This is a genomic window from Mesorhizobium sp. WSM4817 (assembly GCF_055811135.1).
Window position 1 is genome coordinate 1 of the sequence record NZ_JBVVQQ010000038.1, and the last position, 12,506, is coordinate 12,506.

Below are 12,506 nucleotides of genomic sequence, written 5' to 3' on the forward strand. Positions count from 1 at the left end.
GGCCTGAAGGCGCTGGTCGACGATCATCATTTGCGCAACGGCCTCAATGTCCACAAGGGCAAGATCACCAACCGCGCGGTGGCCGAATCACTCGGCTATGAGTTGGTCGAGCCGAAGGCCGTTCTCACCGCCTGAGCCTGCCGCTCGATCCTCTCCCGATAGGGCCGCCGACGCCCCCGGCGGCCTTTTCCACAAGTAAATTTCACGAATTGCGCTAGGCTGACCGGTTTTTCCCGTCATGCTTGTAATGTGTCATTGTTGTGGCTTTTTTGTTACATCCGCCGGCATGGGCAGGTGCTAGACGGGTGCCGGGTTTTCAAAAGGCAGGGGCAATGATCAACAAACGATTCGCAAAATCTCTTCTTCTTGGCGCGGTTTCCGTACTGGCGCTCGGATCGGCTTCTCAGGCTGCCGACGCGCTTGTGCCGGTGGTCGAAACGTCGGCCTTCAACTGGAGTGGCATTTATGTCGGCTTTGGCGTCGGCGCCGGCGCCAATGTCCACGAGCTCAGCAGCGATTTCCTTCCCGGCTTCTCGTTGAACGGCATTGGTGGTGAAGGCGTATACGGTGAATTGACCGTTGGATACGACTATATGGTGTCGCCGCGCTTCCTGATCGGCGGACTCTTGGACGCCCATATCGGCAACATTGAAACCACGCTCGATGTAGCTGGACTAGAGGCTTCGGTCCAAGAGACCTACGGCTTCGACGCTGGTCTGCGGGCTGGTTACCTCTTCACGCCGAACACTTTGGGCTACGTGCTCGGCGGCTATTCGTGGCAGAAATACGAACTCGACACCAACGCTGGTTTTGTCCTGGATTGGGACCAGAGCGGCTACTTCGTCGGAGCCGGGGTTGAAACGGCCATCAACAGCAACTGGACCATCAAGACAGAATATCGCTATACCCGCTTCGGCACCAATGATGATCTGCTTTCCGATCTCGGTGCGCCGGATGGCACCCTCAATCTCGACACGTCGCGGCATACGTTCCAGGTTGGGGCCAACTATCGCTTTGGCGCCCAGAATGGCGGCGTGGCCGCTTTTGAAGCGCCTGCCTACAACTGGACCGGCTTCTACGTCGGCGGCGCCGCCGGCGCGGGTGCGTCGGTGCATCAGATCGAGGTCCCGCCGCTTGGCGGGCTCGAGTTCAACGGGCTCGGCGGCGAAGGTGTGTTCGGCGAATTGAACGTCGGCTATGACCATGATTTCGGCAGCTGGGTCGCAGGTGTCATGGTGGATGCCCGCTACTCCGGCATGACTTCCGAGTTGGAACTTCCAGGCGGATCGATCAATCTGGATACCGATTACGGCTTCGATGTGCTTGCCCGCGTCGGTATGAAAGTCAACGAATCAACCCTCGCCTACGTGCTCGGTGGTTACAGTTGGCAGCACTTCGATCTGAACGCGTCTTCGCCGATCGGCGATATCCTCGATTGGGACTCCAGCGGCTTCTCGGTGGGTGGTGGTCTGGAAACGGCCATGTCCAGCAACGTGACCGTCGGCCTCGAGTACCGCTATTCGCAGTTCTCCGAGGAGGATTTCTCGTCGGAACTTGGGCTGCCGGACGACACTCTCACCTCGACGCCTTCGTTCCATACCGTCCGCATTGGTGCGAAGTACAAGTTCAACTAATTTTCGAGCCGTCCAGACAACAGTCAAAGCCCGTCGGTCATTCCGGCGGGCTTTTTCTTTGGGTAAAGAAATATAATGCAGGCAGCAAAAAAGCGGAGCCAAAGCCCCGCTTCCTCTGATATCGAGATCTCCCGCCGGTTCATCCGCGGTCGGCAAATCGATCGACAATCATTCCATAACGCGACATTGCGACAGGCGTACGACAGCTGCGACCGATCCGGTCACGCGCGCTCGATCCGGCACTGATAGCAGTTGTTGCGTGCCGAGCGAACATGCACATAGGCGATGTCGTCGCGCTCGAACAAACTCTCGGCCCGTGCCGCAATAGCGGCCGTTGGGATGACGCCGCCGCTGCCGTAGACGATGCGATCGTCGCTGCCGTAACCGCGCACGATGTAGTCGCTGCCTTCGAGAATTTCGGGAAGCGCCTCGGCCTCGGCAGCGCGCTCGCAAGGCTCGGCATGGAGGAAGATCGGGCCGGTCTCGGCATAAGGCTGCAATTGCGGGAATGGCCGATAAGCCAGGACAAGGTAGGCTTCTCCAGCGGCGACGTTCTTCAGGCAGTGGCGGCAAGGCACGCCGTCACCGTCGGATATTTTCCGCTCTGGGATCAGGCCATAGGCGTCCGGCCCGCCGCGCTGCAAAGCTCTGACGCCTTCCGTGGGCAAGGCCTTGAACTGGATGGTCATGGTGAAATCTCCGGTGTCATCGACCGGAAATTACGTCGCTGCGCCAGCGCTTCCCACCCGATTCCTGCCAATCTGGATCAGTCCATCAGCGCGTCGAGACCGCGCACCAGCCCTGTGATCTCCTGTACCCGCCGGATGGCGAGCAGCGTCCCGGCCACATAAGGGGCAGCGGACGAGCCGGCGTCGTGGCGGATGGTCAGCCGCTCGTCGGGCAGGCCGAACAGCGCTTCGCAGGACAGGATATAGGAAGGCAGGCGAAGCGCATGCACCTGCACCCCCTCGCCCGTGCCAACCGCCGCACCGCGCGTTCCCGGCACACCGGAGACCTCCGAGACCGGCCGCGCGGTCGAAGCCTTGCAGACATCGGCCAGCGCTTCGGCAAGCTCGCGCGCCGTGCCGGACGGCGCGTCGGGCTTTTTGGCGCTGGCATAGTCGATGACCTCGACATCCGGCACGTATTTCGCCGCCATCAGGGCAAACCGCTTCATCAGCGTGGCGGTGATCGAAAAATTGCCGGCGGCAATGACGCCGACACGATTGGCGCGGGCTGCAGCATCGATCTCGCCGAAATCGGCCGCACCCAGCCCCGAGGTGCCGATCACCACGTGCCGTCCGTTTTCGATGGCCAGCAGCGCATGGTCCTTCACGACATGCGGTTTGGTGTAGTCGACCAGCACGTCCGAGGGCACCTCCATTGCCTCGGCCAGCGAGGCGGCAACGATGATGCCGTTTGCCGACAGGCCGACCAGCAGGCCTGAATCCTGCCCAGCGCCGCTGCGTGACACGGCACCGGCCAGCGCCATGTCGCCTTGCGCCCCGATCGCCGGAACCAGTGCCTTGCCGACCCAGCCGGTCGCACCGGCCATCACCACCCGAATCGTCATTGATCCTCCCATCGCCATTTCAAGCGCCACGCGTTCCCTTGGATGCGTGGCGAACGCTCCAACAGTTTGCCTCCGGGCTGAAGCATCGATGAAATTCAGTCTGCGGAGAAAATCATGGCCGCATGACGCTGGCCGCACGTTCGGCGAAGGTCATTGGATGCACCATCTCCTTCTTTTGCGCGACCGGTTCAAAGCCGAGCTTCTGATAGAGCGGCAATGCCGCCGGATGGTCGAGCGTGCAGGTCTGCACCGTCACCCGCCTTGGTCCGTGCGACCAGGCGGCGTCGATCGCCGCACCCAGGAACCAGCGGCCGATGCCTTGGCCGGTGGCGTGCTCCATCATGCCGAAATAGGCCAGTTCCACTTCTCCCGGCAGATGTGGCTTCAGGTCGAAAAAGCCGGCCGGCGAACCGTCGAGATACAGCACCCTGATATCGCGGTCCTCGCGATGGATCCCGGCAGAAAGCTCCTCGTCGCTCAGCCTCAGCACATTGACCCAGTGCCATTTGCGGCCCACCCGATCCATCAAATAGCGGTAGAAATGCAGCGGAATGTCCTTGGTTTTTAGCAATGCGATCTGGCGGTTGTACGGCAGCGGCGGCGAATAGGCCGGCGGCGCATGCATTTCGAGAAACGTCACCGTGACCTCGATGTCGTCAAGCGCGCCGTTTTCCATCACAGTCAGTCCTTGCCCGTCACGACGGGCGTATCGCCAAGCCCACCCCATTCGGTCCATGAACCGTCGTAGAGCCTGTTGTCGGTGTGGCCTAGCGTCTCGAGCGCCAGCGTGATCGCCGCCGCCGTAACGCCTGAGCCGCAAGAGGTGACGACCGGCTTTGACAGGTCGATGCCGGCGTCCTCGATCACCTTGCGCAACCGGTCTTTCGACAGCAACTCGCCATCCTCGGCAAGCGCCGAAAACGGCGCATTGCGCGCGCCGGGCATATGGCCCGAGCGGACGCCGGCGCGAGGCTCCGGCTCGGTACCGGCAAACCGGCCAGGCGAACGCGCATCGGCGATCTGGCTTTCTCCGGTCTCGACGATCCGGCGCATGTCGGCCAGGCTGGCGACGCGAGCGGCATCGAAGTCGGCATGGAACACGCAAGGCGCGATCTTCGTCGGCTCCGCCGTCACCGGCCGTCCAGCCGCTTTCCAGCGATCGAAGCCGCCGTCCAATATGTAGACCTGGAACACCCCCATGACACGGAACATCCACCAGGCGCGCGGCGCCGAGAAGAAGCCCGGGCCGTCATAGACAACGATGGTGTCGTCGGCCGAAATGCCCATGGCGCCGACATACTGGGCGAAATGCTGCGGCGACGGCAGCGTGTGCGGCAGTGGGGAATCAGGATCCGAGATCGCATCGTGATCCAGGAAACGGGCGCCCGGAATGTGCGCTGCGTCATATTCGGCGCGCGCGTCGCGTTTCTGCGCCGGCAAATACCAGGACGCGTCGACGATGGTCAGGCCAGGCTCGCCGAGGCGCTTCTGCAACCAGTCCGCATCGACGGTGAAAGGGCTGTCTTCGGCCATTGTTCTTCTCCTGCCCGCCTTCGACAATCTGTTTATCAGGCCGGCTGTTTATCAGGCCGGCGGCATTGGTCCAAAGCGTATTCGGAAGCGCCGGTTCTCGCGACCCTTCTTCTCGATCTTGCCGATATGTATCTCGCCGACTTCTCCAGTGCTCTTCACATGAGTGCCGCCGCAAGGCTGGCTGTCGATCGAGGCGTTCTCGCCAATGCAGACCAAGCGGATCTTGCCCGTGCCGACCGGCGGCCGAACATTCTTCGATTTCACCAGTCCCGGATTGGCCGCCAACTCCTCGTCGGTGATCAGCCTGACAAAGACCGGGTGGTCGGCCCGCACCAATTCCATCAGCCGGGCCGTCACATCTTCCCTGGTGAAGCCGGCATCCGGAATATCGAAATCGATACGGCTGTCGTCCTCGGAAACCGAGGCACCGGTGATCGGGAACGGGCAGACGACGGTAAGCAAGTGGCAGGCTGTGTGCATGCGCATCAGAAGATGCCGCCTCTGCCAATCGAGGGCAAGCTTTACCGGCTCACCGACCTCAGGCACCGCCTGCTCAGGCGGCGGCACATGGATGATGTCATCCTTGGTCTCACCGGTGATGGTGGCGGCAACAGCGATCAGGCTGCCGTCGGCGCGTTCGAGGGTGCCCGTATCGCCAGGCTGCCCGCCCGACGTGGCATAGAAGATCGTCCGGTCCAGAATGATGCCGCCACGGTCGTTGACGGCGACAACCACGGCATCAGCCGTCCTGAGATAGGCGTCGTCGCGAAACAGGGCATCCGTCCTGTAAGCCATCACGCAACCTTTTCGAACGGCACCGAGATTGTGCTCCGCTGTTCCATCCAGCCCGGCACCGGCAGCTGCTTCTGACGCAGGAATTCCGGGTTGAACAATTTCGACTGATAGCGCGTGCCGTAGTCGCAAAGCACGGTCACGATGGTATGGCCGGGACCCATCTCACGTGCCAGCCGGATCGCGCCGGCAATGTTGATGCCGGTCGAGCCGCCGACGCACAGGCCTTCCTCCTGGATCAGGTCGAAGACGATCGGCAGTGCATCCTCGTCCGGAATCTGGAAGGAGAAATCCGGCGTGAACCCTTCCAGATTGGCGGTGACCCGCCCCTGCCCGATGCCTTCGGTGATCGAGCTGCCTTCGGATTTCAGCTCGCCGCTGGTGTAGAAACTGTAGAGCGCCGCACCGAGCGGATCGGCGAGCGCGATCTTGACGTCCTTGCTCCTGGCCTTGAGCCCGAAGGCGACCCCTGCCAGTGTTCCGCCGGAGCCGACCGCCGAGACGAAACCATCGACCTTGCCGCCGGTCTGGGCCCAGATTTCTTCCGCCGTGGTGCGGGTATGGCCATCACGGTTGGCGACGTTGTCGAACTGATTGGCCCAGATCGCGCCGCTCGGCTCGGACCGGGCCATCTGCTCGGCCAGACGGCCCGACAGTTTCACATAATTGTTGGGGTTCTTGTAGGGAACGGCAGGCACCTCGATCAGCTCGGCGCCGAGCAATCTGATCGTGTCCTTCTTCTCCTGGCTTTGCGTCTCCGGGATGACGATTACGGTGCGGTAGCCAAGCGCCTTGGCAACCAGCGTCAATCCGATGCCGGTGTTGCCGGCCGTCCCCTCGACAATCACCCCGCCCGGCCTCAAAAGTCCGCGCTGCTCGGCGTCGCGGATGATGAACAGCGCGGCACGGTCCTTGACCGACTGGCCCGGATTCATGAATTCGGCCTTGCCCAGGATCTCGCAGCCGGTTTCTTCCGAGGCTTTGTTGAGGCGGATCAGAGGCGTATTGCCGATCGCTTCGATCACAGAACGGGGCATGGAGATTCCTTTATGCTTGCGGCCGAACCCTAGAAACCCGAAGCTTGGGTTTCAAGGCAAGAATTTGCCTGATCCAGCGGCATTTCCGGGCTGCAATTTCCTAAAACAGATGTTGCGTTGAGCCAATCATTGAAGCTCACCATTGAAAAGCGCTCTTTTCATCCGATTTCTTCACCGCTAGAGCACAGGCTAAGAAAAAGTCGCAGGGCATAGCATGACACTCTATCGGGCCGACCCGAAGCACGGCGTCGCCTGGATTACCGGCGGCAGCAGCGGCATCGGCCGTTCACTGGCCAAGGACCTTGCGGCGCAAGGCTATGTCGTCGCGGTGACGGCGCTCGACGACGATCCGATCGACACGCTTGTTGTCGAGACGGCGCAGATGCCGGGCCACGTCACGGCCTATCCTTGCGACGTCACCGACGAAGAACGCATGGCAAGGACGGTCGCGGCGATCGAGAAGGATCTCGGCCCGATCGTCTTGGCCGTGTTCAATGCCGGGAGCTATATTGCGACCGTCGGCGAAGACCTCACTGCCCGTGGATTTCGCCAGTCCTTCGATGTCAATTATTTCGGCATCATCAATGGCCTGGTGCCGGTCATCGAGCGCATGCGCGTCCGCGCGCGCGGCCATATCGTCCTGGTCGGTTCGGTCACTGCCTATTTCGGCTGGCCGACCACGGCCGCCTATGGCGGCACCAAGGCGGCGATCAATATCCTCGCCGAGTCGCTGAAGTACGATTTCGACAAGATGAACGTCCGCATCCAGGTGATAAACCCGGGCTTCGTCGACACCCCGCTGACCGAGAAGAATTTGCTGCCGATGCCCCGGCTGATGCCCGTCAATCGCGCCTCGCGCCGCATGGCGCGCGGCATCAAATCCGGCGGCTTCGAAGTCACCTTCCCGTGGCGCTTGTGCTGGGGCCTGAAGCTGTTCAGAATCCTGCCGAGACCGTTCTGCCGATGGGTCATCAGCACCGCGACCCGCTGGAAGGCGCGTCCGCTGAATTTCGACCGCAAGCCGCCGAGCGAATAGACCGGCCATCAAGTTGGCGCTCCCGCCGCCGGCGGGACGTCGTTGCCTGTTTGCCATCGTGGCCATAGGTTGAGATTAATTGCATGGAGTCTGCGATGGGGCGACGGATCGTGCTTGCGGTATTGGGTCTCGCCGTCATTCTCGTCCTTGCCTACGTCTTCGGCCCGCGCGCCCCAGCCGACATCACGATCCGCTTCGATCCTTCCGTGATCGGCGATGACCCGCAAGCCTACCTGGCACGCAAGGAGGCGGCCGTACCTGATATCCACGACGGGCTGGAAAAGGAAATCATCTGGGTCAATCCGATGGTTCACGCCAGGACGCCGCTGTCGATCGTCTATATCCACGGCTTTTCGGCGTCGAAGGGCGAGGTTCGTCCGCTTCCCGACGAGGTGGCCGAAGGGCTCGACGCCAATCTTTACTACACCCGTCTCACCGGTCACGGACAGGGCGGTGCCGCGATGGCGGACGGCAGCGTCAACGCCTGGATCAACGATTATGAGGAAGCGCTCGCCATCGGCCGAGCGATCGGCGACAAGGTGATCGTCATCGCCACCTCGACCGGCGGCTCGCTGGCAGCCTGGGCTGCGACGCAGCCGGGCGCATCGGACGGGGTGGCGGCCATAGCATTCATCTCGCCGAATTTCGGCGTCAAGGCTTCCGGCGCCGAACTTCTGACCATGCCGTGGGGCCGAGAGATCGCCGAGCTGGTCGCCGGCAAGGAGCGCAGCTTCGTGCCGCGCAATGCGCTGCACGAGAAATTCTGGACCTGGCGCTATCCGATCGCGGCGACGCTGCCGATGGTGGCGCTGACCGAGCTGGCCAATGGCGCGCCGGTGGAGAAGGCGACCATCCCTGCCCTGTTCATCTTTTCCGATTCGGACAAGATCGTGCGGCCGGACCGCACCCGCGACATCGCCGGGCGCTGGGGCGCGGCGCACGAACTGGTGCCGGTCGACGATACCGGCGATCGGGACAATCATGTCATTGCCGGAGACGCGCTGTCGCCAGCAACCACAGCTTTCCTGGCGCAGCGCATTGTCGTGTGGGTACAGGCGGTGGTGAAGTAGGTCTCAGGCGAAAAAGGCGACCGAAGCATCGCTCCGATCGCCTTTTTCAATTGTGAGCAGCCGGGCCGAGCCGACCGGCGCGGGCCGGATGCACTATCTGGTTACGCAGCCCGCGCTGCTGGCCGCTTGCCGCCGAAACGACGCTTGTTGTTGCCCTTGAACGCCTTGGCGCCTTCCGGCTTGCGCTCGCCGGCGAAGGCCGGCTTGTCGCCGAAGCGCTTGTTGCCGTTGTTGTGGCCGCCCGGCCGCCTGCCGTCGCGACGACCGCTGCGGTCGTTGGCCGGCTCGAAGCTGCGCTCGTTCTTTTCGGCAGGATTGCGCTGCGGGTCGGGACTGCCGAGATGATCGGCAACGATCGGCAGCTTGGTGCGGATGATGCGCTCGACCTGGCGCAGCTTGCTGTTCTCGGACGGGTCGCAAAGCGTGATGGCGATGCCGTCCATGCCGTTACGGCCGGTGCGGCCGATGCGGTGGACATAGCTCTCTGCCTCGTCCGGCAGGTCGAAATTCACCACATGGCTGATGCCGGGCACGTCGATGCCGCGCGCCGCGATATCGGTCGCAACAAGAATGCGCACCGAACCCTCGCGGAAATCGTTCAGCGCCTTCTGACGGGCGTTCTGCGACTTGTTGCCGTGGATGACGGCGGCCTTGAAGCCATCGCGCTCGAGATCCTTGGTCACCCTGTCGGCGCCATGCTTGGTGCGCGAAAAGATGATGACGGACTTCATCGCCTGGTCGGCGAGCATCGTCGCCAGAACCTGGCGCTTCTGCTTGGTGCGGGCAAAGACGACGCCCTGTACGATCTCGGCCGCCGCAGTGCTGTGCGGCGCCACTTCGACGCGGATCGGGTTCTTCAGCAGGCCTTTCGCCAGCTCGGCGATTTCGGCCGGCATGGTCGCCGAGAACAGCACCGTCTGACGGTCCGGCGCGGTCGCCCTGGCGATGCGCTTGACGTCGTTGATGAAGCCCATGTCGAGCATGCGGTCGCCTTCATCGAGCACCAGCCATTTGGTGTCGGCAAGCACGAGGTCGCCCTCACGCACCAGATCGGTCAGCCGGCCGGGCGTGGCAATCAAAATGTCGACGCCGGGAGCGATCTTCTTCACCTGGCTGAAGCGCGAGACGCCGCCAAGCACGAGTGCTGTCGAGACATGCGCGCCCTTGGCGAGCAGCTTGATCATCTCTTCGATCTGCACGGCGAGCTCACGCGTCGGCGCCAGGATCAGCGCACGAGCGGTCTTCGGCCGGCGCTTGGTGCCGAGCGCGATGATCTTCGAAAGGATCGGCAGCGCGAACGCCGCGGTCTTGCCTGAACCAGTCTGGGCGATGCCGAAAATGTCACGGCCTTCCAGCTGCGGCGGGATCGCCTGGGCCTGGATCGGCTTCGGATCGGTGAAGCCTGCGCCATGGGTGGCCTTGAGCAGCGCGCCCGTAATTCCAAGTGCTGCGAAACCCGAAAGCTCGCCAGTGTCCTTACCGGTCAGATTGTCGTTACCGGTCAAAGTGTTTTCGTTGATCAAAATATTCTTCTTTCACGCGGCTCCTGGCCGCAAACATCAATGGCGGCAGGGCGCAACCTGCCGTCGAAAAACTGTCATGAAACGACAAGGCGGGCGGACGTTATCGTCCGCACGGCTGCGCTGTCGTGCCCGCAGGCATCATGCCACGGGGCTTCTTCGCCGCCTTGCCGATATGCCGGAAAGAGGGAAAACAGACGCAACCAGTCTCATTCGTCGAGAAGGCCGGATAGGTCCCGGCCCAAGCGCCTATGCCGCAGCATATGGCCCAGTTCGCCGCGAAATGCAAGGGCCGTCATGTTGCAGCGCAGCAAAAACAGCCACGACGAGCAGCCGTGAAGGTCTGCTCAAACTTCTCCCGGCCATTCCCTCGCCCCATGCTGGACGAACAGAACTCTATTTGAATGTCTTTCATCCGATACGCAGGCGATTGGCCAAATTCTATCCACGCCTTCGTCATCCTAGCTAGGATGACGAAGTGGAGGAATGCTTCGGCTAATCTCAAACGTTTGCACTGACATCGGCCCGTTTGCGGCGGGCGCTGCCCCAGCGAGCGAAACGGGGGAGCATGGAAAGCGAGAGCGGTTGGTAAGCCGCACCTAACAGACGGCCAGCTATGCCCGCCAGCGTATCGAGATCGGCGGCGAAAGCACGCCAGCGTTGCGAAAACAAAGCAGGCCGAAAAGCGGCGCTTGCGCTCGCTTACCGCCACGATTACCACAAATCAGCTTTCCGTTTTGGGGACCGAGCGATGAAGGACGTGCTGAAGGAACTCGAGCGCCGCCGCGCCATGGCGCGCATGGGCGGCGGCAAGGCCCGTATCGACGCTCAGCACAAGAAGGGCAAACTCACCGCGCGCGAACGCATCGACGTCTTTCTCGACGAAGGCTCGTTCGAGGAGTTCGACATGTATGTCGAGCATCGCTCGACCGATTTCGGCATGGAGAAAACCAAGATCGCCGGCGACGGCGTCGTCACCGGCTGGGGTACCGTCAACGGCCGGCCGGTCTATGTTTTCGCCAAGGATTTTACCGTGTTCGGCGGCTCGCTGTCCGAGGCCCACGCCGAAAAGGTGGTCAAGGTGCAGGAGATGGCGCTGCGCAACCGCGCGCCGATCATCGGCCTCTACGACGCCGGCGGCGCCCGCATCCAGGAAGGCGTGGCAGCACTTGGCGGCTATGCCGAGATATTCCAGCGCAATGTGCTCGCCTCCGGCGTCATCCCGCAGATTTCAGTGATCATGGGCCCTTGCGCCGGCGGCGACGTCTATTCGCCGGCGATGACCGACTTCATCTTCATGGTGCGCGGCACCTCCTACATGTTCGTCACCGGCCCGGACGTGGTGAAGACCGTCACCAACGAGACGGTAACCGCCGAGAGCCTCGGCGGCGCCTTGGTTCACACGACGAAGTCGTCGATCGCCGATGGCGCTTACGACAATGACGTCGAGGCGCTGCTGCAGATGCGCCGGCTGGTCGATCTGCTGCCTGCCTCCAACACGGCTGAAATCCCCGAGATCGAATGTTATCAGTCGGTCACCGATCATGATCTGTCGCTCGACCGACTGATCCCCGACAATGCCAACAAACCTTACGACATCAAGGAGTTGATCCTTAAAGTTGCCGATGAGGGTGACTTCTTCGAGATCCAGCAGGATTTTGCAAAAAACATCGTAACCGGCTTCGGGCGCGTCGAAGGGCGCACGGTCGGCTTCGTCGCCAACCAGCCGATGGTGCTGGCCGGCGTGCTCGATTCGGACGCCAGCCGCAAAGCGGCGCGGTTCGTACGCTTCTGCGACTGTTTTTCGATTCCGATCGTCACCTTCGTCGACGTTCCAGGGTTCCTGCCCGGCACCGCGCAGGAATATGGCGGGCTGATCAAGCACGGCGCCAAGCTCTTGTTCGCCTATGCCGAAGCGACCGTCCCGAAGATCACCGTGATCACCCGAAAAGCCTATGGCGGCGCTTATGACGTGATGGCGTCGAAGCATCTGCGCGGCGACATGAACTATGCCTGGCCGACGGCGCAGATCGCAGTGATGGGCGCCAGGGGCGCGGTCGAGATCATCTATCGCAAGGACATCGGCGATGCTGAGAAGATCGCAGCACATACAAAGGCTTACGAGGATCGCTTCCTGTCGCCCTTCGTCGCCGCCGAGCGCGGCTATGTCGACGAGGTGATCATGCCGCATTCGACCCGCCGCCGCATTGCGCGTGCGCTGCGCATGCTGCGCAACAAGGACATGCAAAACCCCTGGAAGAAGCACGACAACATTCCGTTGTGAGGCAGTGATGTCGCGAAAGCGACCACA

General features: G+C 62.1%; 11 protein-coding genes and 1 pseudogene. 5 read left to right on the forward strand and 7 right to left on the reverse strand.

The genetic code is table 11. The features are described from left to right. Together AC0L2K_RS31665 and AC0L2K_RS31670 are read left to right on the forward strand one after the other, a co-directional pair. A pseudogene (locus tag AC0L2K_RS31665) lies at positions 1-135 on the forward strand (alanine dehydrogenase); the annotation flags it as partial. A 197-nt stretch (positions 136-332) separates the two neighbouring features. Then, positions 333-1,634, forward strand: a complete 1,302-nt coding sequence (locus AC0L2K_RS31670; RefSeq protein WP_473533250.1) for an outer membrane protein — start codon at positions 333-335, stop codon at positions 1,632-1,634. A 221-nt stretch (positions 1,635-1,855) separates the two neighbouring features. Here AC0L2K_RS31670 and AC0L2K_RS31675 read toward each other — a convergent pair whose 3' ends face one another. The 6 genes from AC0L2K_RS31675 to AC0L2K_RS31700 form a co-directional block, all read right to left on the reverse strand. Beyond that, positions 1,856-2,323, reverse strand: a complete 468-nt coding sequence (locus AC0L2K_RS31675; protein ID WP_023799253.1) for a DUF1203 domain-containing protein — start codon at positions 2,321-2,323, stop codon at positions 1,856-1,858. Positions 2,324-2,400: 77 nt separating this feature from the next. Further along, positions 2,401-3,207 (reverse strand): 4-hydroxy-tetrahydrodipicolinate reductase, encoded by an 807-nt coding sequence (gene dapB, locus AC0L2K_RS31680; protein WP_473533251.1) that lies wholly within the window; start codon positions 3,205-3,207, stop codon positions 2,401-2,403. Between the two features lie 112 nt (positions 3,208-3,319). Beyond that, entirely contained in the window at positions 3,320-3,883 is a 564-nt protein-coding gene (locus tag AC0L2K_RS31685; RefSeq protein WP_023799255.1) for a GNAT family N-acetyltransferase, read from the reverse strand. Between the two features lie 5 nt (positions 3,884-3,888). Beyond that, positions 3,889-4,740 (reverse strand): 3-mercaptopyruvate sulfurtransferase, encoded by an 852-nt coding sequence (gene sseA / locus AC0L2K_RS31690; RefSeq protein ID WP_023799256.1) that lies wholly within the window; start codon positions 4,738-4,740, stop codon positions 3,889-3,891. Positions 4,741-4,791: 51 nt separating this feature from the next. Next, complete coding sequence (locus AC0L2K_RS31695) at positions 4,792-5,535, reverse strand: alanyl-tRNA editing protein (RefSeq protein WP_077377797.1); 744 nt, start codon at positions 5,533-5,535, stop codon at positions 4,792-4,794. Then, the gene (locus AC0L2K_RS31700; protein WP_473533252.1) at positions 5,535-6,569 is read right to left on the reverse strand and encodes a cysteine synthase A; all 1,035 of its coding nucleotides are present in this window, start codon (positions 6,567-6,569) and stop codon (positions 5,535-5,537) included. The genes AC0L2K_RS31695 and AC0L2K_RS31700 overlap by 1 nt, the downstream gene beginning before the upstream one ends. A gap of 214 nt (positions 6,570-6,783) precedes the next feature. On the opposite strand from AC0L2K_RS31700, the gene AC0L2K_RS31705 reads away from it, so the two are divergent. Both AC0L2K_RS31705 and AC0L2K_RS31710 read left to right on the forward strand, forming a co-directional pair. After that, positions 6,784-7,605, forward strand: coding sequence for an SDR family oxidoreductase (locus AC0L2K_RS31705; RefSeq protein ID WP_473533253.1), 822 nt, complete (start codon positions 6,784-6,786; stop codon positions 7,603-7,605). A 95-nt stretch (positions 7,606-7,700) separates the two neighbouring features. Then, positions 7,701-8,675, forward strand: coding sequence for an alpha/beta hydrolase (locus AC0L2K_RS31710; RefSeq protein ID WP_023799260.1), 975 nt, complete (start codon positions 7,701-7,703; stop codon positions 8,673-8,675). Between the two features lie 101 nt (positions 8,676-8,776). Here the strand turns inward: AC0L2K_RS31710 and AC0L2K_RS31715 are convergent, their stop codons facing one another. Further along, on the reverse strand, positions 8,777-10,198 hold the full coding sequence (locus tag AC0L2K_RS31715; protein WP_473533254.1) for a DEAD/DEAH box helicase: 1,422 nt from the start codon (positions 10,196-10,198) through the stop codon (positions 8,777-8,779). Between the two features lie 748 nt (positions 10,199-10,946). Here AC0L2K_RS31715 and AC0L2K_RS31720 point away from each other — a divergent pair. Then, a complete protein-coding gene (locus AC0L2K_RS31720) occupies positions 10,947-12,479 on the forward strand; it encodes an acyl-CoA carboxylase subunit beta (protein ID WP_027154021.1) in 1,533 nt (510 codons plus the stop codon). The last annotated feature ends 27 nt before the right edge of the window (positions 12,480-12,506 follow it).

What these genes read in the sequence shown, in the direction of transcription:
- AC0L2K_RS31670 (WP_473533250.1), top strand. Translation starts at nt 333, where the DNA reads ATGATCAACAAACGATTCGCAAAATCTCTTCTTCTTGGCGCGGTTTCC.
- AC0L2K_RS31675 (WP_023799253.1), bottom strand. Translation starts at nt 2,323, where the DNA reads ATGACCATCCAGTTCAAGGCCTTGCCCACGGAAGGCGTCAGAGCTTTG.
- dapB (WP_473533251.1), bottom strand. Translation starts at nt 3,207, where the DNA reads ATGACGATTCGGGTGGTGATGGCCGGTGCGACCGGCTGGGTCGGCAAG.
- AC0L2K_RS31685 (WP_023799255.1), bottom strand. Translation starts at nt 3,883, where the DNA reads ATGGAAAACGGCGCGCTTGACGACATCGAGGTCACGGTGACGTTTCTC.
- sseA (WP_023799256.1), bottom strand. Translation starts at nt 4,740, where the DNA reads ATGGCCGAAGACAGCCCTTTCACCGTCGATGCGGACTGGTTGCAGAAG.
- AC0L2K_RS31695 (WP_077377797.1), bottom strand. Translation starts at nt 5,535, where the DNA reads ATGGCTTACAGGACGGATGCCCTGTTTCGCGACGACGCCTATCTCAGG.
- AC0L2K_RS31700 (WP_473533252.1), bottom strand. Translation starts at nt 6,569, where the DNA reads ATGCCCCGTTCTGTGATCGAAGCGATCGGCAATACGCCTCTGATCCGC.
- AC0L2K_RS31705 (WP_473533253.1), top strand. Translation starts at nt 6,784, where the DNA reads ATGACACTCTATCGGGCCGACCCGAAGCACGGCGTCGCCTGGATTACC.
- AC0L2K_RS31710 (WP_023799260.1), top strand. Translation starts at nt 7,701, where the DNA reads ATGGGGCGACGGATCGTGCTTGCGGTATTGGGTCTCGCCGTCATTCTC.
- AC0L2K_RS31720 (WP_027154021.1), top strand. Translation starts at nt 10,947, where the DNA reads ATGAAGGACGTGCTGAAGGAACTCGAGCGCCGCCGCGCCATGGCGCGC.